Origin of the sequence: Paeniglutamicibacter sp. NPDC091659 (assembly GCF_044756805.1) — a bacterium.
Classification (GTDB): Bacteria; Actinomycetota; Actinomycetes; order Actinomycetales; family Micrococcaceae; genus Paeniglutamicibacter.
The window spans coordinates 331,848-353,254 of sequence record NZ_JBIVTO010000002.1; the positions used below are offsets into that span (position 1 = coordinate 331,848).

General features: G+C 64.4%; 19 protein-coding genes. 10 read left to right on the forward strand and 9 right to left on the reverse strand.

Translation table 11 applies throughout. The annotated features are described in order from the left end of the window. The first annotated feature begins 196 nt into the window (after window positions 1–196). Complete coding sequence (locus ACIQLF_RS06435; RefSeq protein WP_400295804.1) at window positions 197–649, forward strand: S-ribosylhomocysteine lyase; 453 nt, start codon at window positions 197–199, stop codon at window positions 647–649. Further along, window positions 646–1,416: a 5'-methylthioadenosine/S-adenosylhomocysteine nucleosidase gene (mtnN, locus tag ACIQLF_RS06440; protein WP_400295806.1), complete on the forward strand. Its 771-nt coding sequence runs from the start codon at window positions 646–648 to the stop codon at window positions 1,414–1,416. Before ACIQLF_RS06435 ends, mtnN begins: the two co-directional genes overlap by 4 nt. A 153-nt stretch (window positions 1,417–1,569) precedes the next feature. Here the strand turns inward: mtnN and ACIQLF_RS06445 are convergent, their stop codons facing one another. After that, window positions 1,570–2,637 carry a biotin/lipoate A/B protein ligase family protein gene (locus ACIQLF_RS06445; protein WP_400296394.1) on the reverse strand — a complete coding sequence of 356 codons (1,068 nt, stop codon included), beginning with the start codon at window positions 2,635–2,637 and terminating at the stop codon, window positions 1,570–1,572. A 57-nt stretch (window positions 2,638–2,694) separates the two neighbouring features. Then, the gene (locus ACIQLF_RS06450; protein ID WP_400295808.1) at window positions 2,695–3,927 is read right to left on the reverse strand and encodes a heparan-alpha-glucosaminide N-acetyltransferase domain-containing protein; all 1,233 of its coding nucleotides are present in this window, start codon (window positions 3,925–3,927) and stop codon (window positions 2,695–2,697) included. A gap of 570 nt (window positions 3,928–4,497) precedes the next feature. Between ACIQLF_RS06450 and ACIQLF_RS06455 the strand changes: the two genes are divergently transcribed. Further along, window positions 4,498–5,313, forward strand: coding sequence for an alpha/beta fold hydrolase (locus tag ACIQLF_RS06455; protein ID WP_400295810.1), 816 nt, complete (start codon window positions 4,498–4,500; stop codon window positions 5,311–5,313). Between the two features lie 127 nt (window positions 5,314–5,440). Beyond that, on the forward strand, window positions 5,441–5,668 hold the full coding sequence (locus ACIQLF_RS06460) for a carboxymuconolactone decarboxylase family protein (RefSeq protein ID WP_400295813.1): 228 nt from the start codon (window positions 5,441–5,443) through the stop codon (window positions 5,666–5,668). A gap of 222 nt (window positions 5,669–5,890) precedes the next feature. Here the strand turns inward: ACIQLF_RS06460 and ACIQLF_RS06465 are convergent, their stop codons facing one another. Beyond that, window positions 5,891–7,195: a benzoate/H(+) symporter BenE family transporter gene (locus ACIQLF_RS06465; protein WP_400295816.1), complete on the reverse strand. Its 1,305-nt coding sequence runs from the start codon at window positions 7,193–7,195 to the stop codon at window positions 5,891–5,893. 291 nt (window positions 7,196–7,486) lie between these two features. Here ACIQLF_RS06465 and benA point away from each other — a divergent pair, with 291 nt between their 5' ends. From benA to ACIQLF_RS06495, 6 genes are all read left to right on the forward strand, one after another. After that, window positions 7,487–8,887, forward strand: coding sequence for a benzoate 1,2-dioxygenase large subunit (gene benA / locus ACIQLF_RS06470; protein WP_400295819.1), 1,401 nt, complete (start codon window positions 7,487–7,489; stop codon window positions 8,885–8,887). Further along, window positions 8,871–9,410, forward strand: a complete 540-nt coding sequence (gene benB, locus ACIQLF_RS06475; protein ID WP_400295821.1) for a benzoate 1,2-dioxygenase small subunit — start codon at window positions 8,871–8,873, stop codon at window positions 9,408–9,410. Before benA ends, benB begins: the two co-directional genes overlap by 17 nt. Window positions 9,411–9,530: 120 nt before the next feature. Then, entirely contained in the window at window positions 9,531–11,078 is a 1,548-nt protein-coding gene (gene benC / locus ACIQLF_RS06480) for a benzoate 1,2-dioxygenase electron transfer component BenC (protein WP_400295823.1), read from the forward strand. Next, window positions 11,075–11,914, forward strand: a complete 840-nt coding sequence (locus ACIQLF_RS06485; protein WP_400295824.1) for a 1,6-dihydroxycyclohexa-2,4-diene-1-carboxylate dehydrogenase — start codon at window positions 11,075–11,077, stop codon at window positions 11,912–11,914. Before benC ends, ACIQLF_RS06485 begins: the two co-directional genes overlap by 4 nt. 201 nt (window positions 11,915–12,115) lie before the next feature. Continuing rightward, complete coding sequence (locus ACIQLF_RS06490) at window positions 12,116–13,477, forward strand: MFS transporter (protein ID WP_400295827.1); 1,362 nt, start codon at window positions 12,116–12,118, stop codon at window positions 13,475–13,477. 121 nt (window positions 13,478–13,598) lie between these two features. Beyond that, window positions 13,599–16,259: a LuxR C-terminal-related transcriptional regulator gene (locus tag ACIQLF_RS06495; protein ID WP_400295828.1), complete on the forward strand. Its 2,661-nt coding sequence runs from the start codon at window positions 13,599–13,601 to the stop codon at window positions 16,257–16,259. Window positions 16,260–16,887: 628 nt separating this feature from the next. Here ACIQLF_RS06495 and ACIQLF_RS06500 read toward each other — a convergent pair. From ACIQLF_RS06500 to ACIQLF_RS06525, 6 genes are all read right to left on the reverse strand, one after another. After that, complete coding sequence (locus tag ACIQLF_RS06500) at window positions 16,888–17,076, reverse strand: hypothetical protein (RefSeq protein WP_400295829.1); 189 nt, start codon at window positions 17,074–17,076, stop codon at window positions 16,888–16,890. 68 nt (window positions 17,077–17,144) lie between these two features. Beyond that, window positions 17,145–17,705, reverse strand: coding sequence for a flavin reductase family protein (locus ACIQLF_RS06505; protein ID WP_400295830.1), 561 nt, complete (start codon window positions 17,703–17,705; stop codon window positions 17,145–17,147). A gap of 170 nt (window positions 17,706–17,875) precedes the next feature. Beyond that, window positions 17,876–18,730 carry a catechol 1,2-dioxygenase gene (catA, locus tag ACIQLF_RS06510; RefSeq protein WP_400295831.1) on the reverse strand — a complete coding sequence of 285 codons (855 nt, stop codon included), beginning with the start codon at window positions 18,728–18,730 and terminating at the stop codon, window positions 17,876–17,878. A 332-nt stretch (window positions 18,731–19,062) separates the two neighbouring features. Beyond that, window positions 19,063–19,341: a muconolactone Delta-isomerase gene (gene catC / locus ACIQLF_RS06515; protein ID WP_400295833.1), complete on the reverse strand. Its 279-nt coding sequence runs from the start codon at window positions 19,339–19,341 to the stop codon at window positions 19,063–19,065. A gap of 33 nt (window positions 19,342–19,374) precedes the next feature. Continuing rightward, complete coding sequence (locus tag ACIQLF_RS06520) at window positions 19,375–20,475, reverse strand: mandelate racemase/muconate lactonizing enzyme family protein (RefSeq protein WP_400295836.1); 1,101 nt, start codon at window positions 20,473–20,475, stop codon at window positions 19,375–19,377. Continuing rightward, window positions 20,472–21,350, reverse strand: a complete 879-nt coding sequence (locus tag ACIQLF_RS06525; protein ID WP_400295838.1) for a LysR substrate-binding domain-containing protein — start codon at window positions 21,348–21,350, stop codon at window positions 20,472–20,474. Before ACIQLF_RS06525 ends, ACIQLF_RS06520 begins: the two co-directional genes overlap by 4 nt. Window positions 21,351–21,407: the final 57 nt, after the last annotated feature.

Below are 21,407 nucleotides of genomic sequence, written 5' to 3' on the forward strand. Positions count from 1 at the left end.
ACCATGCAGGGGGCACTCAAGGCGCATCAAATCCAACCGACCAGGGCTCCGCGCTCGACCGCGCAAAGTCCGTCCGGTCGGCGCGCCAAGCGACAGCCGTACCCCGCCAGCTACGATTAAGGTGGCAAAGAACGTGCCACGAGTTCGTCCGGCTTCGATACCCACGCATGAAAGCGCAATTATGAACCCTTCACGCATGAACGTAGAGTCCTTCAACCTTGACCACCGCACGGTCTCGGCGCCGTATGTGCGCGTGGCCGACCGCAAGGAACTCCCGCACGGAGACGTTATTACCAAATATGACGTGCGGTTCACCCAGCCAAATGTTGCTCACCTGGAGATGAAGGCGATCCACTCGCTCGAGCACCTTTTCGCCGAGAAGTCCCGCAACCACTCCTCGTCCGTCATCGACTTCTCCCCGATGGGCTGCCAGACCGGCTACTACCTCATTCTGCAGGGCGAACCGGACGTTTCCGCCGTCGTTGACCTGATCGAGGCCACCCTCACCGACGTGCTTGATGCCACCGAGGTCCCCGCGGCCAACGAGGTCCAGTGCGGCTGGGGCGAAAACCACTCCCTCGAGGACGCCAAGGAAGCCGCCCGGGCGTTCCTGGCGCAGCGTGCCGTCTGGGAGCAGGTGTCCGCTTGAGCGCCGTCGAGGTCATCGTCATCGCGGCCATGGAGGAGGAAATCACACCGTTCCTCCAGCGCGCGACGTCGGTCGGCGAACCGGTCCGTGTCGGCAACGCGATCCACCGCGGCGGCCTCCTCAACGGCCTGAACGCGATCTTTGTACAGGGCGGCATCGGCCTGGTCAACGCCTCGGGTGCGGCCACGGCCGCCCTGCTGCAGGCGAAGGCGGATGACGCGGACGCTCCGGCACCCCTGGTCATCAGCGCCGGCAGCGCCGGCGGGCTGGGCGATTCCGTGCGCGTGGGCGACGTCGTCGTCGGCGCCGTGAACATCAACGCGGACGCCGACGCGCGCGCCTTCGGCTACGAACTCGGTCAGGTGCCGGGCATGCCGGCATCCTACCCGGTGCCGCAGTCCCTGCTGGAGGCCAGCGACATCGGGACACCCGGCCACGGCATCGTCGCCACGGTGCACCACGGACTCATCGTGTCCAGCTACTCCTTCGTCGGCAACGAACGTGCGGAAATCATCAAGGGCCAGTTCGACCAGGTCCTCGCGACGGACATGGAATCGTCGGCCATCGCGCAGACCTGCCGGGCCTTCAGCGCCCCGTTCCTGGCCATCCGCGGCATCTCGGACCTCTGCGGGCCTGCGTCCGATGAGGACTTCCTGACCCATGTCGACGACGCCGCCGAGCGCTCTGCCGAGATCGCCACCGCGGTCATTGGTTCCTGGGTTGCCGCCGGATCGCCCCGGCCGGAATTGGAGCCTGCGTTCGCATGACCCCCGGGGGCCGACAAGACCCTCGGTGAACAGCCAACCGCGTGTGGCCCTCCGGAAGATTGCCGGAGGGCCACACGCGTTCACGGGTGTTTATCGGGTTTTGGGGGCCAAGCTTGACCGAACCGGCGGCGCCTCGTGCCGGGGAGCTCCCGCCTACGGAACGCGGGCGGTCCATTCCTCGGTGGTGAACTTCGTTTCGGCCAGGTCCTTGGCGGCGGCCAGCGTCGTCTCGTCGAGCGTGCCTGCCACCGCCGCATACTTGGCGGCAAAGGTCCGGCGCATCGTCTCGATGAGTTCCATCCGGCCCATGTCCGCCTGCCGCTTGAGCGGATCCACGCGCTTGGCCGCCGAGGCGATGCCCTTGTCGGAGATCTTCTCGCGGCCGATGCGCAGCACGCTCATCATCTTCTCCGCGTCGATGTCGTAGCTCATGGTCACGTGGTGCAGCACCACGCCGCCGGCCAGGCGCTTCTGCGCGGCCCCGCCGATCTTGCCCGCGTCGGTGGCGATGTCGTTCAGCGGCTTGTAGTGCGCCTTGACCCCGACCGAGGCCAACGCCTCCATGACCCAGGTGTCGAGGAACGGGTAGGAATCGGCAAAGCTCATCCCGTCGACCAGCGAGCCGGGCAGGTAGAGCGAGTAGGTGATGCAGTTCCCGGCCTCCATGAACATGGCGCCGCCGCCGCTGATCCGGCGCACCACCTGAATGCCGTTCGCGGCGGCGGCCTCGGCGTCGACCTCGTTGCGCAGCGACTGGAAGGAACCGATGACGACGCCCGAGTCGTCCCAGTCCCAGAAGCGCAGGGTGGGCCCGCGGGTCCCGGCGGCGACCTGCCGGGCGATGACCTCGTCGAGGGCGACGTTCTGGGCGATCGGCAACACCGAGGGGGCGATGACCTCCCACTGGTGGTCGGCCCAGGCGGTGGCGTGGCCCAGCGCGCGGCGGACCACGCGTGCCACGGCGTCGGCGTCGAAGCCGAACATGACGGCGTCGGGTCGCAGGCCGTTGGCCACGGCGTCACGGACCACCGAGTGTTCCACGGTGTCCGGCAGCCCGATAAGCGCGGCGTTCAGGTCTTCGAGGGCCTCGTCGGGCTCCAGGAAAAAGTCCCCGTTGATGGAGGCGGCGGCGATGGCCCCGTCCCGGACCTTCAGGTCTGCGACGACCAACTTGCCGCCGACAACCTTGTATTCACCGTGATGCGTGTAGCCCAAATCCATGGTTTCCATCTTATGTCCACGGGGCACGCTTCCCCGCTTCGGCTCCGGCGTCCGCGTTTAGGATCCCGAAGTCCCTGCAACACCGGGGCTGTCCGGCCCTCGGTGATCCGGTCGGGTGGTTTCCTTGCGAAGCACCGCGTTCTTGCTCCTCGTGGCAACCGCGGTGACGGCGGCCTCCAGCGGTCCGCGGCCCACCAAGTTGCGCCACAGGACGCCGAAGACCAGCGCTGCGCCGACCTGCAGCCCGAAGGAAGCGAACGGGCGCTCACCCAGCAACCCGGCGGCCAGGAACAGCAGGTGCCCGGAATACAGCGTCAACGTCATGCTGCCGGCCGGTGCCAGCAGGTCGATGATCTGGTGCAGGGACTTGCTGGCCAGGATCAGGACGCCGAGGGCGACCATGCCGGTGCCGATCGTGTGCAGCAGTTCCAGCGGCATGGAGGAGTACGGGGAGGCAGCCACCAGCCAGGCCCATGAATCCTCGTCCACCGGCGGATCCTCGCCCGCCGCCAGCAACATGGCGGATTCGCCCGGGGATACCTGCAGGACGCTGACCATGAGCAGCCCCGAGACCGCCCAGGCCGCGGCGGCCAGGGCGGCGCCACCCGCGGCGAGCCAGGCCGCGACCCGGCGTGAGCTCAGGTCCAGCCGGCCGATCGCCAGGCCGGCGCACATGTACGCCATCCACGGCACCGCCGGATAGAAGCCCGTGAAGAGCAGTTGCCCGGCGGTCGTCAGCGGTTCGGTGAACAACGTGCCGAAGGTCAGGTTGTCGTCCTCCGGCTCGGGGATCACCCCGCGCACGGCCTGCAGGAGGATCGATCCCCCGATGGCGAAAACGACCGACAGCATGGCCAGCACCCGCGGCGCCAGCCCGAGCAGCGGCACGGCCAACAGGAACATGACGCCGTAGTAGGCCAGAATGATCTCCACGGTGGGACCGGTGTACGCCAGCGCCATGCCGATGGCCATGATGACGACGGCACGGGCGGCGACGGCTGCGCGTGCCGCCTTCAGCGGGCGTCCGCCCAAGGGGCGCGAACCGCCGGAACTGAAGGCCAGCGAGACACCGGCCAGCAGGGCGAAGAGCGCGGATGCCCTGCCCGCAAAGAGAACCCATGTCAGGGAGGCATCTCCCCCGTCATTCTCTTCCGGCAGCAGGTGGACGCCCATCATGCCGATCAGGGCCAGGCAACGTGCCGCATCGACTGCGGTGATGCGCTTCCTGGCTGCGGGTTTCGCCGGTTCTTCGCCGGTCTCGGGTACGGGGTTTGGTGCGGCGTCGAACATGGCGGTCCTCTTCGATCCTCCGCCGGCGTGGGAACGACTACGGAACGGAACGGGACCCGGTGCCGGAATTGCTGCCGCTATCGTACTGCCGGGCTGGGCAGGTAGCAACGCCAGTATCGGTCGGCACACTTCCTTGCAGCGAGCACCGCACCGGATGGGCATCCGGCTTGCGGCCGGCACACCAATCCGCCTGTATTTCGCGAACTGCCCAGATTGGCGGAAGGCGCCGCGGCACATGCTGCCACCCTTTCCGAAGAGCTGGAGACAGATCCCTGAAAATTCACTGCCATGCGGGCCCACAGTTGACCTGCTGGATTCCGAGCCCATCTCCGCGATTCACGCAATGATGTTGCCCGATGGCAAGGCAATGGTGCAGGCTATGGTGTGCGGATCCGTGGGTGGCGGCACAGCTCTGCGCGAGTCGCTGCGTGTGGCAGTGCGTGTGGCAGTGCCCACCGATCAATTCTGCGAAGCCTAATTCTCGGCCCTGCTCGATCCAAGCGGATGCCCAGGCACCGCCATCAATACCATCAACCGCATTTGCGCCGGCTTCACGGCACGGAAGGAATCATGACCATTCCCAAATTAACCTCCGTCTTGCTGCACCAGTCGGACGAGCTGCCCACATTGGTACTTGGACCCTCGCTTGGCACCGGCTCGCTGGCCCTGTGGGGTCCTGCGGTTCCATACCTGAAGGACCACTTCCAGCTGGTTGCCTGGGATCTGCCCGGGCACGGGGAAAGCGGCGCCTCCACCGAGGCATTTTCCATGACCGAACTTGCCGCCGGGGTGGTGTCAATGCTTGGGGTGCTTGAGACCGGCGGCATCGTCAGCCCGGGAGACCCGATCTACTATGCGGGGGTCTCCGTCGGCGGTGCCACCGCGCTGCAACTGGCCCACGACTTCCCGGGCCGCTTCGCCGGACTCTCGGTGATCTGTTCGGCCGCGAAGATCGGAACCCCGGAAGGCTGGAGCGAGCGAGCCGAACTGGTGGCCGAGGCCGGCACCCCCGCGGTGCTAGCCGGCTCGACCGAACGCTGGTTCGCCCCCGGCTTCATCGAGGACAACCCCGTGGTTTCCAGCAGCCTGTTACAGACCCTCCAGGATGCGGACAGGTTCTCCTATGCCCACGCCTGCAAGGCGTTGGGCGGCTATGACCTGCGCGCGGACCTTGCCGGGATGCAGGACCCGATCCTGGCCATTGCCGGCGCCCACGACGTAGTGTGCCCACCGTCCGACGCCGTGTTCATTGCCGAGCATGCACCCAACGCGCGTGCGGCAACCATCGACACCGTCGCCCACCTGGCACCGGCGGAGGACCCGAAGTCTACGGCCGCGCTCCTGATCGAGTTCTTCACTTCCGTTTCCCAAGAGAAAACTGCATGATCGAATCGCGTCATTTTCCGTTGATGCAAACGGTGCCGGTCCGACAACCCGTTGGCAGGTACCGGGCCCCGAACATGTACAGAGTGCCACCGGCTCCCCGAACGAAGTCACCGATATTTTCGGGGAAGTGGTCCCGAATTTAGCGTGGGGCGCCATCCGTGCCCGCAGCTGCCTGCCGTGCACCGCCCGCAGCGCCATCGCGCCGACGGTCCCGAACGCCGGTTGCCATTGGGAAGAGCTGGACATCCGTGTAAATTCAGCCCTGCGCAACAGGATGCCTGCCGATGAAATCAAGGAAGCCGTCATACGGTCCGCCAGCTACTGTTCAACCCCGGCCGCCAACATCACGCTATAGATCGACGAGGCGGCCTCGCCGGTTTTGCGGTGGACGAAGCGGGCGCTCCCTTCCGGGGGCGGCCGGGTGGAGCCGATATCGACGGTTTGAGAAGCTGCCGACCTGAGAGTTTGTGGCGCCACCGGGGAGAAAAGTCCATCCATTCAGTAGTTTCCCGGAGCACTCCACTTTGGAACCAACGCATGCGATCGCCGGCTGCCTCGAAAACCGATGCCCGCGAGCCTATGGCTGAACGCGCCCAGGAGCCGGAACACTCTCAGGCGACTCCTTTTCTACGACGGTTGCTGTGCCGCGCTTGCCCCGGGTGAATGTCAACAGCAGATGGACTGCGGAACCGGCAATCACACCCCAGAACGGGGCGACAATGCCCAATGGAGCAATGCCGGATGCCGTGACAATCAAGGTCACGATCGCGGCCTCCACGGCCTTGCGCCCATGCGGGCCCGCATCGAGCATGTCCTGCATGGATCCCTGCAGCGCGCCCAGCAGCGCAACCCCGGCCATGGCAATGATCAGCTCGCTCGGGACAGCGGCAAACAGGTCAAGTATAGTGGCACTGAACAAGCCGAAAAGAATGAAGAACACGCCTCCGAAGGCTCCGGCGACATATCGCTTGGCCGGATCCGCATGGGCCTCACGCCCGCAGCAGATTCCCGCCGTGATGGCCGCTAGGTTGATCGCATGCGACCCGAACGGCGCAAAGAGCACACTCGCCACGCAACTGCCCGACAACAGCAGCTTGTCGTCGGGCTCATAGCCGTTGGTTCGCATCATGACCAGGCCCGGGCCGTTCTGCCCGGCCATGGTGACGATCAACAGCGGGATGGAAATCCCCATGATGGCTTGGAGCGAAAAGACGGGCACCGTGAACACCGGCACGGTCAAGGCGAACGACAACTCCGGGTCCTGCGCCTGTCCGGCGACCACGGACAGCAGGATGCCAACGGCCAGGGCGCCAGGCACTGCGTACTTGGGGAACAATCGCCGGCCCACAAAATACGCCACCACCAATCCCCCGACCACCAGCGGCGAGGACAGCATCGCCTGAGTGACGTTCAGGACGAAGGGCAACAGCACCCCGGCCAGGACCGCGGCAAGGATCGGACGGGGAACGACGGCAAGCAACCTGCCGAACAATCCGCTCACGCTCAGTGCGAGGCCCAGCAACCCGGACACGATGTAGGCACCGATGGCCTCGGAAAATTCGTAATCCCCCAGAACCGTCAACAGCAATGCCGCCCCGGGTACCGACCACGCCACCACGATGGGCTGGCGGGTGAACAGGCTCAGCACCAGCCCCACGATTCCGCTGCCCACGGACACCGCCCACACCCAGGAAGCCGTTTGGTCCGAGTCCAGGCCTGCCCTTTCGGCTGCTTGAAGGATGACCAGCATTGGTCCGGCATAGGAAACAGCTACGGCAATGAACCCGGCACAGACTGCGCTGAGCGATATATCGCCTGGCACTCCACACAGACGGGGCCCCCGTCCATGGATCTCGGCTCCTGCTCGATTTTTCTTGGGCACGATTGGGGCCGCCTTTCGGGTGCAGGAAAACGGTCGTCTGTCACTGACGGCTCGGGTGCCCGACAGGTATAGGGCGTTCGGGCCCCAACGCTACGTTGCAGGCAACAGCCAGACAAATATCCAAAAAAGCCCGATTGATATGGGAATCCACTGAATGGATCCCACCCTTGGCCAACCCTAGGCATTTACCCAGTGTGAGGTCGCGCACATCCTGCCATGGTGGATCTCATGGTTTCGCCACCCACCGGGTGGACCAGGGCGCCAGCGCCCCTACGAAGGATGGAGCACACCATGACTGAAACACTGAACACCGTCTCGGCCTTGCTGGATGACGCACTCGTTGACAGCCCGGAGACCGGCGTCTTTCGCGCCAACCGGAACATCTTCACCGACGAGGAAATCTTCGAGCTCGAGATGAAGCATATCTGGGAAGGTAACTGGATCTACCTGGCCCACGAATCCCAGATCCCGAACGTCGGCGACTACTTCACCACCAACATCGGTCGCCAGCCGATCATCATTTCCCGTAACAAGGAAGGCGTACTCAACGCCCTCATCAACGCGTGCAGCCACCGCGGCGCCATGCTATGCCGCCGTAAGACCGACAACCGGACCACGTTCACCTGCCCCTTCCACGGCTGGACCTTCAACAACTCCGGCAAGCTACTCAAGGTGAAGGACTCCCGCGGCGCCGGCTACCCGGAAGAATTCAACAAGAACGGCTCGCACGACCTGACGAGGGTCGCCCGCTTCGAGTCCTACCGAGGCTTCCTCTTCGGTTCGCTGAACGCCGACGTCAAGCCCCTGGAAGATCACCTGGGCGAATCCACCAAGATCATCGACATGATCGTGGACCAGTCCCCGGAAGGCCTCGAGGTCCTGCGTGGATCCTCCACCTACACCTACGACGGCAATTGGAAGCTTCAAGCCGAAAACGGAGCCGACGGCTACCACGTCTCAGCCACCCACTGGAATTACGCCGCAACCCAGGCCCGACGAGAATCCGGCGAATCCACCAACGAAACCAAGACCATGGACGCCGGCGGCTGGGACAAGCAGGAAGGCGGCTACTACTCCTTCGAGAATGGCCACCTGCTGTTGTGGACCGAATGGCTGGATCCGGCCAACCGCCCGCTGGCCGAGAAGCGCGACGAGCTTGTCGCCGCTCACGGCGAGGCCAAGGCCGACTGGATGATCGGCGTATCCCGCAACCTATGCCTGTACCCGAACGTGTACCTCATGGACCAGTTCTCCTCGCAGATCCGCCAGTTCCGCCCGGTCGCCGTGGACAAGACCGAGGTCACCATCTACTGCATCGCCCCCAAGGGCGAATCCGACGAGGCACGCACCAACCGCATCCGCCAGTACGAGGACTTCTTCAACGCCTCCGGCATGGCCACCCCGGATGACTTGGAGGAATTCCGTTCCTGCCAGAAGACATACCTGGCCACCGCCGCCAAGTGGAATGACCTTTCCCGCGGTGCCGCCCACCAGATCAACGGTGCCGATGAGAACGCCAAGAAGATCGGCCTTGAGCCCATCTCCAGCGGGGCCCGCACCGAAGACGAGGGCCTATACCCGATACAGCACGGCTACTGGCTCACCTCCATGCGCGAGGCAGTCGCCGCCGAAGCGGCATCAACCACCACCGGCACCACCGAACAGGGGAACCACCATGACTGCAACCACTAGCGCCATCGTTACCAAGATCCAGACCGGCGCCGGCGAACTCGAGCTGGAAGACATCAAGCAGTTCCTCTACCAGGAGGCCCGCTTCCTGGACGACCGTGACTTCGACCGCTGGATCGACTGCTACCACCCCGAGGCCACCTTCTGGATGCCGGCCTGGGCCGACGACGACAAGCTCACCGAGGACCCGCAGCGCGAGATCTCGCTGATCTTCTACGCAAACCGCGGCGGCTTGGAAGACCGCGTCTTCCGCATCAAGACCGACCGTTCCTCGGCCACCAGCCTGCCGGAACCGCGCACCGGGCACAACATCACCAACGTGGAGATCGTTGCCGTCGACGGCGACACCGTCGATGTGCGTTTCAACTGGTTCACGCTGTATTACCGCTACCAGAACGTCGACACCTACTTCGGCACTTCCTTCTACACGATCGACTACTCCGGCACCCAGCCGGTGATCACTGCCAAGAAGGTCGTCTTGAAGAACGACTACATCCACCACGTGGTCGATATCTACCACATCTGATCCCGTTTTCGGCCCCGCACTGCCCACTGGAAAGCGTGCGGGGGCAACGGTGAACCCCGCGCCGCCTCGCTTGCACCAGCCGTTGTACCGCCTAGCACTATTTTGAAAAGAGCCCCCCTCATGACCTATCAGGTTGCCCTCGCCTTCGAGGACGGCATTACCCGGTTCATTAAAGTCGGACCCCGGGAAACCGTCGCCGATGCCTCCTACAAGGCACGGATCAATATCCCGCTCGACTGCCGCGACGGCGCCTGCGGCACCTGCAAGGCCTTCTGCGAATCCGGCACGTTCGACGCCGGCGACTACATCGAGGAGGCCCTGACCGACGACGAAGCCGAGAAGGGCTTCTGCCTGCCCTGTCAGATGGTCCCCGAATCCGATCTCGTGCTGCAGATCCCCACGACCTCGGATGTCGCCAAGACCGCCGCCACCGTCTACGAGTCCACTTTGACCGAGATCCGCCGCATCTCCGAGACCACCTACGCCTTCAGCCTGGAGCTCGAGAACCGCGACGAGCTCTCCTTCCTGCCAGGCCAGTACGTGAACATCGAGGTCCCGGGCTCCAACGGCCAGACCCGTTCCTACTCCTTCAGCTCCGGCCCGGAAGTCTCAACCCTCTCCTTCCTGATCCGCATCACCGATGGCGGACTGATGTCCACCTACATGCGCGACGTTGCGCAGGTCGGCGACCGGATCACCTTCACCGGCCCGATGGGCAGCTTCTTCCTGCGCGAACCCAAGCGCCAGGCACTGTTGCTGGCCGGCGGCACCGGCCTGGCCCCGCTGCTCGCCATCCTGGAAAAGCTCGCCGGCATGCAAAACCCGCACCCCGTCCACCTCATCTACGGCGTCAACGCCGACACCGACCTGGTCGAGATAGATGTCCTGGAAGACTACAAGTCGCGCATCGACGGCTTCACCTTCGACTACTGCGTGGGTGACCCGAACAGCACCGCGGAAAAGAAGGGCTACGTCACCAACCACTTCGAGCCGCACCACCTGGCCGAGGGCGACGTGGACATCTACCTCTGCGGCCCGCCTCCCATGGTCGAGGGCGTCCGGCGCTTCCTGGAGGGCGAGGGCGTCAAGCCGCAGAACTTCTACTTCGAGAAGTTTGCCCTGGCGGTCACCCCCGATGCGGCCGAGGCACCCGCCGCCGCAGCCGAGGCCACGGTTCAGGAAACCGGGGATCCCGGAGCCTTGCCCGCATACGAGATCGGCGAGGAGCACGCTACCTTTCAGGCGCAGTTCGACGCGCGCATGGCCTTGGAACTGGCCATCGTGGAACTGACCATGGGCAAATTGACCCCCGAGCAGCTGACCGAGTTCAAGGTCCTGGCCGAACTGGCCGGCAAGACCCTGGACGGCGAGAAGTTCGTCAGCTCCGAGGATTTCACCGTCACCAACGAGGCCTTTCACGAATTCCTGTTCAACTGCGTTGGCAACGAACACTTGCTGCAGGCCTATACACGGCTGGAGGTCCCCGCGACCATGGCCAAGGTGCTGCGCAAGGAGCATTGGATCGACGGGGCCGTCGACGCCGACCACTTGGCAATCGTCGCCGCCTTTGAGCAACAGGACCCGGACGCGGCCCGCAAGGCCATCATCGCCCACAACGAGCACGCCAAGGCCACCATGGCCGCTGCGTCGCGCACCCCGGTCAAGTGAACGCCGGCAACGGAGCGGTCAACGAGACCGCCACGGCAGGATTGCCCGATTCCTTCCACCCAGGCCGTTTCGCCTCCAAGGTCGTGCTCATCACCGGTGCCGCCCAGGGCATCGGCTGGGCCGTGGCCAGGCGCATCGCTGCCGAGGGCGGGGACCTGGTCTTGGTTGACCGTTCCCCGTTGGTCCACGACGTCGCAGAGGGCCTGCGCGCCCACGACGTCCACGCCCTGAGCGTGACCGCCGATTTGGAGGCCTTCGAGGGCGCGATGTCGGCGGTGACCGCGGCGGTGGCCGAATACGGCCGCATCGACGTACTCATCAACAACGTCGGCGGGACCATCTGGGCCAAGCCGTTCGAGCATTACTCCCCCGAGGAAATCCAGAAGGAAATCCAGCGCTCGCTCTTCCCGACCCTGTGGATGTGCCGCGCGGCGTTCCCCGAAATGATCAAGGGCGGCAAGGGAACCATCGTCAATGTTTCCTCGGTGGCCACCCGCGGGCTCAACCGCGTCCCGTACGCAGGAGCCAAGGGCGGCGTCAAGGCCATCACCTCGGCCCTCGCCATGGAAGGCGCCCCCCACGGTATCCGAGTGGTGGCCACCGCGCCCGGCGGCACCGAGGCACCCGAACGTCTCGTCAAGCGGGGCCCGGCCCCCGACAGCGAGCAGGAAAAGACCTGGTACCGGCAAATCGTGGAGCAGACCATCGATTCATCCCTGATGAAACGCTACGGAACGCTTGACGAACAGGCAGGTCCCATTGCGTTCCTGGCCTCCGATGAGGCTTCCTACATCACCGGCAGCACGTTGCCGGTGGCCGGCGGGGACCTCGGCTAGAAAAAAATCCCGCCTATCGCCCGGGGCCGCGGACCTGCTGCAGCCCCGGGCGATAGGCGCCTGGCTGTTCCAGGGCCCGCCGCCCGAGATTCCCTCGGGTCACGGCTTCCACCCCACGGCCATTCGCCGCGGCAATTATCCGTGCCCTGAACACCCGCACATCGACGTGCGCCCGGGGCCCATAAGCATATGGAGCAAATCGTGAAATCACCGGAAGCAAGCGCCACCGCAAAGCAACAAAGCACCGTCCGCTGGGTGGTGGCCATCGCTGCCATCGCCCTGATCTTCGATGGATACGACCTGGTCGTCTACGGAACCATTGTTTCGACCCTCTTGGGCGACCCCACGCAGCTCGGCGAAATCGGCCCGGCCACCGCTGGCATGTTGGGCAGCTGGGCCCTGTTCGGCGTCATGGTCGGCGCCTTGGTCACCGGCGCGGTCGGGGACTACCTCGGGCGCCGTAAGATCATGATCACCGGCATCGTCTGGTTCTCAATTGGCATGGGCCTGACCTCCCTGGCGAACTCCGTCATGGTCTTCGGCACGCTGCGTTTCGCCACCGGGCTCGGCGTCGGTGCACTGGTGGCAACCGCCGGCGCGGTCGTGGCCGAGTTCGCCCCCAAGGGCAAGCGCAACTACTACAACGCAGTCGTCTATTCCGGTGTCCCGGTGGGCGGCGTCCTGGCATCGCTGCTGGCCATCGTCCTGATGGACCATGTCGGCTGGCGCGGGCTGTTCCTCATCGGTGCCACGCCCCTACTCTTCCTGCTGCCCATGGCACTTTCGAAGCTGCCCGAGTCCCCCGAATGGCTGATGGCCCGCGGCCGCACCGAGGAAGCCCTGCACGCCTCGATCCGCACCGGCATCCCGATCTCCGCACCGGCACCCGCCCAGGGCGCCCACGTGCTTGCTCCCATTCCCGCGGACACCAAGATCGGTTTCCTTGCACTGGCCTCCAGGAAGTACGCGCTTCCCACCCTGTTGCTGGGTCTCATGAGCTTTGCCGGCCTGCTGCTGACCTACGGGCTGAACACCTGGCTGCCACAAATCATGTCCCAGTTCGGCTATGGCAAGTCCTATTCGCTTTCCTTCCTGCTGGTGCTCAATGCCGGCGCCGTTTTCGGCGGGTTGATCGCTTCCGTGGGTGCCGATCGGATCGGGGCCAAGCGCGTGGTTTCCACGACGTTCTTCCTCGCCGCGGTGGCCATGTTGATGCTGACGCTGCAGCTTCCCTTCACGATCCTGCTCGCACTGGTTGCGGTTGCAGGCGTGGGAACCATCGGCACGCAGGTGCTGATTTACGGGTTCGTTTCCAACTACTACAACAGTTCCGCCCGCGGCGCCGGGGTTGCCTGGTGTGCCGGATTCGGCCGGCTGGGCGGCATTTTCGGTCCCCTGATCGGCGGGCTTCTGATGGCGGCGGGCGTCGAGAACGAAATCGCGTTCTACGTCTTCTCCGCGGTTGCTATCGTTGGTGCATTGGTGACCGCCTGTGTTCCATTGCGCAACTCAGAAACCAACACCCCGACACGGTCCGCGGCACAGGTCGAGATCGCGAAATAGCACTCATCGGCCGGATGGGCTTTCGGCCATCCGGGGGCTGCGTGGACAACGATGTCCACGCAGCCCCGTCTGCATACATTGAAAGGTTGGTAGACGCGGATCCATGGATCAACAACGGTCATTGGGAATCCTGACTCGATTGCTGCAAGCTGCCGAGGGATGCACTGCCCAGCTGGTAATCGTGCGCGGCCCGGCAGGGTGCGGCAAGAGCACCGTGGTCCGGCGCTTCATGGAAAACAACAAGCATCTTGCCTCCTGGACCTCCGGCGGGGCCCGATGGGAACGGGACGTGGCAGGGTCGGCCCTGCAGGAAATCGTGGATTCTTCCAACACCGTGAACGCCCTGCCGTTGCCCGAACGCCTGCTCGCCTTCCTCAAGACCGTCGGCAAGCGAACCGGCATCGTCCTGGTGGAAAACCTTCAGTGGGCGGACGCCGAGTCCCTCGCCGCCCTGCTGTTCGCCTGGCGACGGCTGCGCAACGAACGCGTGCTTGTGATTCTCACCCTCCGCCAGGAGGAAGCCGTGTTCCTTCCCTCCGGTGCCAGCGAACTCATCGAGGCACCGGGTAGCACCACGATTGAGCTGGATCCGCCGAGCGCGGCAGCGCTGAAGGAAATATCCGCGGCCAGGCTCGGCATCGAGCTTTCGACGGCCGCGGCCGACCAACTGGCCGCCTACACCGCCGGAAACATCCACACAGCACTGGATCTCATCAGGGAAAATCCCGACGAAACCTGGAGCAGTCTCAACCACCGTTTCCCGGTGCCACGCGCGGCATCGGCCGAAGCGACCGCGCGGCTGGAACGCCTCTCGAAGGCGGCCAGGTCCCTCATCGAGGCAGCATCCGTACTGGAACACGGTGCCCGCCTGGATGAGGTCGTTCGTCTGGCCGGGATTGTGGACCCGCTGCAACTCGTGGAGGAGTGTGTGGCCTCCGGACTGGTGGCCGTGGCCGGAAACGGCGGAAACCTCACCTTGGTATTCCCGGGACCCATCGCGCAGATGGCCGTTTACCACCTGATCCCACTCTCGCAACGCCTGGCATTGCATGGGGCTGCCGCGACCCAGAGCGATTGCGAAGGAACCGCCCTTGCCCACCGGGCCGATGCCACGTTGCTCTCGGACCCGGCGCTGTCGCACCAGCTGGAGCTCTATGCAGCCAAGCAGGCGAAAAAGGGCGCGTGGGCCTCGGCCGCCGTTGCCTTGCACCGGGCGGCCGGCCTTGCAACCGACAGGGCCCAACGAGACCCGCTCTTCCTGCGCGCCGTGGACGCCACCGTGGCCGCCGGCGAGTTGCCCAGCGCACTTGCATGTTCCGACGAGCTGGCCAGCCTCGCCGCCAGCCCGGCACGCGACCTGCTCTCCGGCTACATCGCGATCCTTCAGGGCCTGGCAAACACCGCCGACCGGTGGCTGGCCAGCGCGTGGAAAGGTGCCGCACATTCGGGGCTGACCGAAGTCATGGCCACGGTTGCCCAACGACGTGTCCTTGACGCACTCTGTAGGGTGGACGGCCCGGGCTTGGTGGCCTGGGCGGAAAAAACCCTGGAGCTGGCAAATCCGGAAAGCACGCTGGCAGTGGAGGCGTCGGTCATCCAAGGGCTGGGCTTGGGCTTGGTCGGGCGAACCCGGGATGGCGAGGAGATGTTGACTGCACTGCTGTCCACATTGCCTTCCGGGGCGCAGCGCCAGCGCGCCGAGATGGCGTTGGGGTGGTTGCATGTTGCCGGGGACCAGGTTGAACTGGCCCGCCACGAACTGGCCAGCGCCAGCTCAACCGATTACAGCGAAGGATCCCACCGCATTGCCCTGTGGGCGAGGGCTTGGCTGGCCCGGGCCGAGTTCGCCTCCGGGGATTGGGATCAGTCGCTGGAGACGGTCCGCGCTGCCGTGGCCCTGCAGGAGCGATCCGGCATCGAACTGGTGCGTCCGTTGCTGCACCACACAGCGGTGCTCATCCACGCCATGCGAGGGGAGCAAGAAGAGGTCGAGGCCCATCTGGCCAAGGCCTGGGCACGCACGGGAAGCTACGAGGTGATGCAGGTGCCGTACCGCATGGCGCGGGCATCCGCCGCCCGCGCCCGGTCCGACTACGACGAGGTCATTCTGGCCCTTGAACCACTGTTGTCGTTTGAGCGTTCAGGCGGGATCGACGAACCGGGGTTCTGGCCCTGGCAGGACACCTACCTCGATGCCTTGGTGCGCAAGGACCGCGTGGACGAGGCGGCAAGGCTTCTGGAGCCGTTCGAGGCACTTGCCCGCAAACGCAATCATCGATCGTACACGGCGCGCGCCTTGGTGGTGCGCGGACAGATCCTCAGTGCGCGCGGCGACATCGATGGATCGAGGGTTGCCTTCGACGAAGCACTTGCCAAGTTGCAGGGAATCACCCTGCCGGTGTTGCGCGCCCAGGTCGAGTACGCCTACGGCCAGTCCCTGCGTCGGGCCGGCAAACGCGGGGACGCCGTCGGACCGCTGACCCGGGCACTGGCCGGTTTCACCCAGTTGGGTGCCACGATCTACATCGAGCGCTGCAACCGGGAACTGCAGGCCACCGGCATCAGCGTGCCGCGACGCGACAGCTCCGACTGGTCATCGCTGACCTCCCAGGAAAAGGCGGTGGCGTCGCTGGTCTGCGCGGGGGCAAGCAACAAGAAGGCCGCCGAGGAACTATTCATTGGGGCCAAGACCGTCCAGTACCACCTGACCAGGATCTACGCGAAGCTCGGGGTGACCTCGCGCACCGAGCTTGCCGCCCGCTACCGGAACGCCGACGACTGAGCACTGGCGGGCCGATTTCCCGGGCGATGTCATGGATCCATGGAATCCGCAGGTCGGACGATGGGTCTCGCCACTGGCATCGAGGTCGCGCGTTTCGTCCACGGCGACCCGGATTCCCAACCATTGCTGTTGCTGCATGCGTAGGGACAAACCAGGGCAAGCTTTGACCACCTGTTGCCCCGGCTTCAGGGTTAATGTTCTTGACCTGCGCGGGCAGGCCGACGTTCTCCGGCCAAGCAGGCGGTCCGAGTGAACCCCGAAGCGAAGATCTATTGGGGAATCGCTGTTGTGTGCTTCCCCTGCTGCACGAGGTTTCCACATCGTTCCTCGAGGACTGGGTGCGCGACGGTGCGGCTAGGCCCGCGAACGCGTTGAATTTGATTCTTCGTGGTTTGGGCTCCGCGGAACCACCGACCGCGTCCAGGATCGTTGATGCACCCACGTTGATCCCGTGGTGCCAGGGACTGTGCCCGGTCGTTCGGCATTGCCGGGCACTTCGGGTTGGCTCACCCGCGCGCCCAGAAGGTTGGAGGAACCCGGGACCAACACGCCGGAAGGCCCAAGACGGCGACTCTGCTGTCTGGGACCTTCCGGCCGTGCCCTTTTGTTCCCTATGTGGTCGACGGTCTCAGGCAGCAATCAACTCTGGTACGTGGCCAGAAACCTGCATCTCAGGCTGGGAGCTTCCCGGGTCCTCTTCGGGTATCCATCCGGTCCAAGCCCAGTGGTTCAGCTTCTGGACGGTGTCCTTGGCGGGACGCAGGATGGTTGCGGACCCGTGTTCTCCTGCGGTCCTTCGCCGTGTTGAGACAAACATGATGTACTCCTTCGGGGCCATGCAATGCATGGAATTATCGGGCGATCCGCACTGGAGGATGCGGACGATCAGTGGTGTTGCGGGTCCAAAGGCTGGAAAAACTTGGCGCCAGCGAACCAACTTTCATGCTGGCCGGCCTCGAGTCGTTCACCGAGTCGGTGGAATGTCCCCTCGTGGAAGACCAGCGGGTCCGAATCGCCCATCGTCAGCGCCCGGACTTCCCCGACCACAATGATGTGGTCACCGCCGTCGTAGTTGTTCCACGCCCGGCATTCCAGCGTGGCTGCATTGCCCCGCAGCACCGGGACATTTCCGGCGAGAATCCACTCTGGTTCGCTGGCCATCGGTTGGCCGGCGAAGTGCCCGGCAACCTCCAGCTGGTCGACCGAGAGGATGTTGATGGCAAAGGACGACCCGTCCAGGTGCTTGGCGGCCCTCGAGCTGCGCGTCAAGGTGATTTGGGCCAACGGCGGATCCACCGATACTGCGGCGAACGCCGTCACCATGGCGCCGTAGGCGTTGCCATCCGTTCCCTGGGTGGTGACGATGGTGACGCCGGTGGTGAATTTGCCAAAGACGTTCCGCAATTCTTTGGCCTCCAACGACTTCAGCACAGTTTCCTGGGGCATGGCGGGGTTCTCTTTCATGTGGAAGTTCCGGGATGCGGAGACGGAGCTGGTATTGTCTTGGCACCCTCCGGCGGCACCGGGCACGACTTCACGGAAGGTGCGGCGGTACGACAACGGCGGGGCCCCGGAGGTGATTCCGGGAGCCCCGCCGCGACGAGGTGGGCAATGACCTACTTGGCTTCGGGATCAAGCACGAAGTCGTAGGTGGTCTGGACGCCCTTGCCCTCGGTGACCGGCTGGATTTCGAGCAGCAGTTCCGGCTTCACCGCAGTCGCGATGTCGTCGTCGTTGTGTACGTCGCCCGGGAAGTACAGCTGCGCGGTCAGCAGCTCGTGGCCCGGGGCGGACACCTTCAAGTGCAGGTGTGCCGGGCGCCAGGCGTGCCATCCGGCGGCCTTGATCATCTGTCCGCAAGCTCCGTCGGTCGGGATCTGGTACGGGGCCGGCTGTATGGTCTGGATCTGGAAGTTGCCCTTTTCATCGGCAATGAACGAGCCGCGCAAGTTCCATTCCGGAATGCCCGGGGCGAACTGCGAATAGAAGCCGGCCTCGTCGGCGTGCCACAGCTCGATCTTGGCATTCGACAGCGGCGAACCGTCTGTGCTGCGGACCTGGCCTTGGAAGAGGAGCGGGGTACCCATCTCGTCCTCGCGCATCTGGATGGTGGCCGGGGAGTTCTGCTCCGGCGAATCCGGAATGTAGTAGGGGCCTTCGATGGAGCCCTTGTTGCCCTCGCGGTGGTCGGTGGCGACCTCCTCAACAGAGTGCTCGAGCCAGACATCAAGGAACAATGGCCATTCGCCGTCCTCGCCGACCTTGATCAGCCATGCCTTCAGTGCGTTGAACTCGTCATAGGTTACGCGTTCTTCGAGCACGATGTCGTTGGCGGCCTTGATCAGTTTGCCTGCCAGCAAGTTGACACGCTCGACGTCGGCCGCGATGGATGCGGTCTTGCCGGAGGCGCGGAAACGGTCGGTGGCGGCGTTGCCCGATGCTGCTGCGCTGGCTGCGGTCTCGGTGGTCATGAGTGCTCCTTCTGGCTCCTGCTGGAGGGGTGTTGTTGCACCGGACTTGAATCACGCGCTTCGGTGATTACTGTCACAGTGGCTTTCTATCCATTCAATGTATGTCGGTTATTGAGAAGAGAGAAATACTTCTTTAGGCACCATTGAGAGCTTCTGCATATCAGTTGGATCCGGTGGGTGCAGCACCCCGAGAGACGGTCCGCCCTGGCGTCCTTGCCCGGCCGATAGGCAAGGACGCCCTCGGCTGGAACAAACGTCACCCGACAGGGGTCGCCCATTGAACCGCCGACCCGCTTCGTGGTGCACATGCGACAGGTCCCTCGCCGAACCGGTTAGCGGATCGAGTTCGGGTGCTTTGCCAGAGGCGTGACCTTGATGCTCATGTACGGGTACATCGGAAAACCGCTGAGTATCTGGTGCAGTTCGTCATTGGATTCGACGTCGAACAGCGAGTGATTCGCATACTCGCCGACGATGCGCCAGATGCCGACCATCTTGCCACTGCGCTGCAACTGACCCGAGTACTCCTTTTCCCGGACCTGGAAATCAGCGATCTGCTGCTCGGTCAGATGGGCCGGGAAACTTACGTCCATGCGGGCAAGGAATATCATGTCTTCTCCTGGATTGGGCGTGCTGGGTGAGTACTAGTTCTGGCGGTACCGGGCGAGTTTTTCTTCGTCGATACCCGCCCCTACTCCCGGTACGTTGCGCACCGAAATTCTGCCGTCGTTGATGCGGATGGGCTCGGCGAGCAGGTCATCGGACATGTCAAGGAAGTTGGACAGCTCCCCGGCTCGACGGGTGGTGGCCTCATGGGCGGCACCGAAGGCCACCGTAGCCAGTGAACCGACCTGGGTGTCGATCTGGTTGCCCATGGTGACATCCACGCCCAGCCCGGTGCAAAGCCCCAGGATCTGCCCGGCCTCGGTGAACCCGCTGCGAGCCGTCTTGAGGCAAATCGCATTGGCGCCGCCGGAGAGCAGTTCGCGGGAGACGTCCCCGGCGGTGGGCACCGATTCGTCGCCCACGATGGGGATCGGGGACTTTTCCACGAGCCGGCGGCGGCTCATGGCTTCCTTCGCGTCGCAAGGTTCTTCCAGGGCCGTCAACCCCAGACCCTCGGTGCGGCGCAGGACCTCGAGCGCCTCGTTGGCGGTCCAGCCGCGGTTGGCATCCAAATAGAGTTCCACATCGTCGCCAAGCCCGGCGCGCAGCACATGACAAGCCTCGATGTCCAGTGCCAGAGGGCGGCGCCCCACCTTCAACTTGAAGGTGGTGATCCCGTATTCCTCGCCAAAGCGCAGTGCTTCGTCGAGCAGTTCTTGTGCCGGGCGGAAGCCGAGCATGTGCGAGACGCGCATCGAATCCGTGTAGCCGCCCAGCAACTTGTGCACCGGGGTGCCAAGCGCCTTGCCCAGCAAGTCCCACAGCGCGATGTCAACGGCACCCTTGGCCACTTGGTTGTTGATGGTCCGGTTCATCACCTCGTGTACCTTGCCGCGATCCAGCGGGTCGAGCCCGATCAGCTGCGGGCTGAAGACCTTCTCGATGATGGTGATGATCGAATCCTGCGTTTCTCCATAGGTGTAGGGGCGCGGCGGAGCGTCAGCCTCCCCGACCAGTCCCTCGTCCGAGTGGATACGCACCAACACGTGCTCGGCATCGGTGACCTCCCCGCTGGCGAACTTAAGCGGATGGGCATAGGGAATCGAATAGGGGATCGCTTCGATGCGTTGGATCTTCACGCCTGGTTTCCTTCCGTGGGGGCTGGAGCCTCAAAGAGGTCCAAGAACTTATTCAGCAAGGCTGTTTCGTTGCCGGTCTTCCATGCCACCGCAAGGTCGACCGACGGCGCATTGCGCAGCTGGCGGAAGACGATACCCTGCAGGGCGAACATGCGCCGGGCGGTGGGGACCAGAGCCACGCCCATCCCCGCGGCGACGAAAGAAAGCAGGGTCGAAGTTTCCCGGGTTTCCTGGACGATTTGCGGGCTGAAGCCGGCATTGCGGCAGGCCTCGATGGAGATTGCATTGACCGCAGATGTCAGCGGGTAAGCGATGAAGGGCTCCTCGGCCAGCTCCGAGAGGTCCAGCAAGCCGCGCGAGGCCAACTCGTGGTCCTCGGGCAACGCCACGACCAACTCGTCCTTCTCCAGGAATTTCAGGCTCAATTGGTTTGAACGGATCGGCGGGCGCAGCACTGCGACATCCACACGCTGTTCCTCGAGTGCGATTTCCATTTCGGGGGTGAGCATCTCCCCCTGCACGCTCAGGCGCAGGCCCGGCATGTGTACCCGGGCGGCCTGCACGATCGTTGGCATCAATCGGTAGGTCGCGGTTCCGGAAACCCCGACCCGCAGGACGCCACTGGCGCCTTGGCCCACGAGCTTGACGTCCTGTTCGAGTTTCTCGATCTCAGCCAGCAGCAGTCGTGCCCGACCCAGTAGCAATTCGCCGGCCGCGGTGAGCTCGACCTTGCGGGTGGTGCGCACCAGTAGTCGTGTGTCAAGTTCCTCTTCGAGTGCCTTGATTTGTTGGGAGAGCGGCGGCTGGGCCATATGGAGGCGCTGCGCCGCGCGACCGAAGTGCTTTTCCTCGGCCACCGCAACAAAGTAACGCATCTGACGCGCGTCCACTTGACCCACCCTCCGTATAGCGGGCACGGATGCACCCACTGC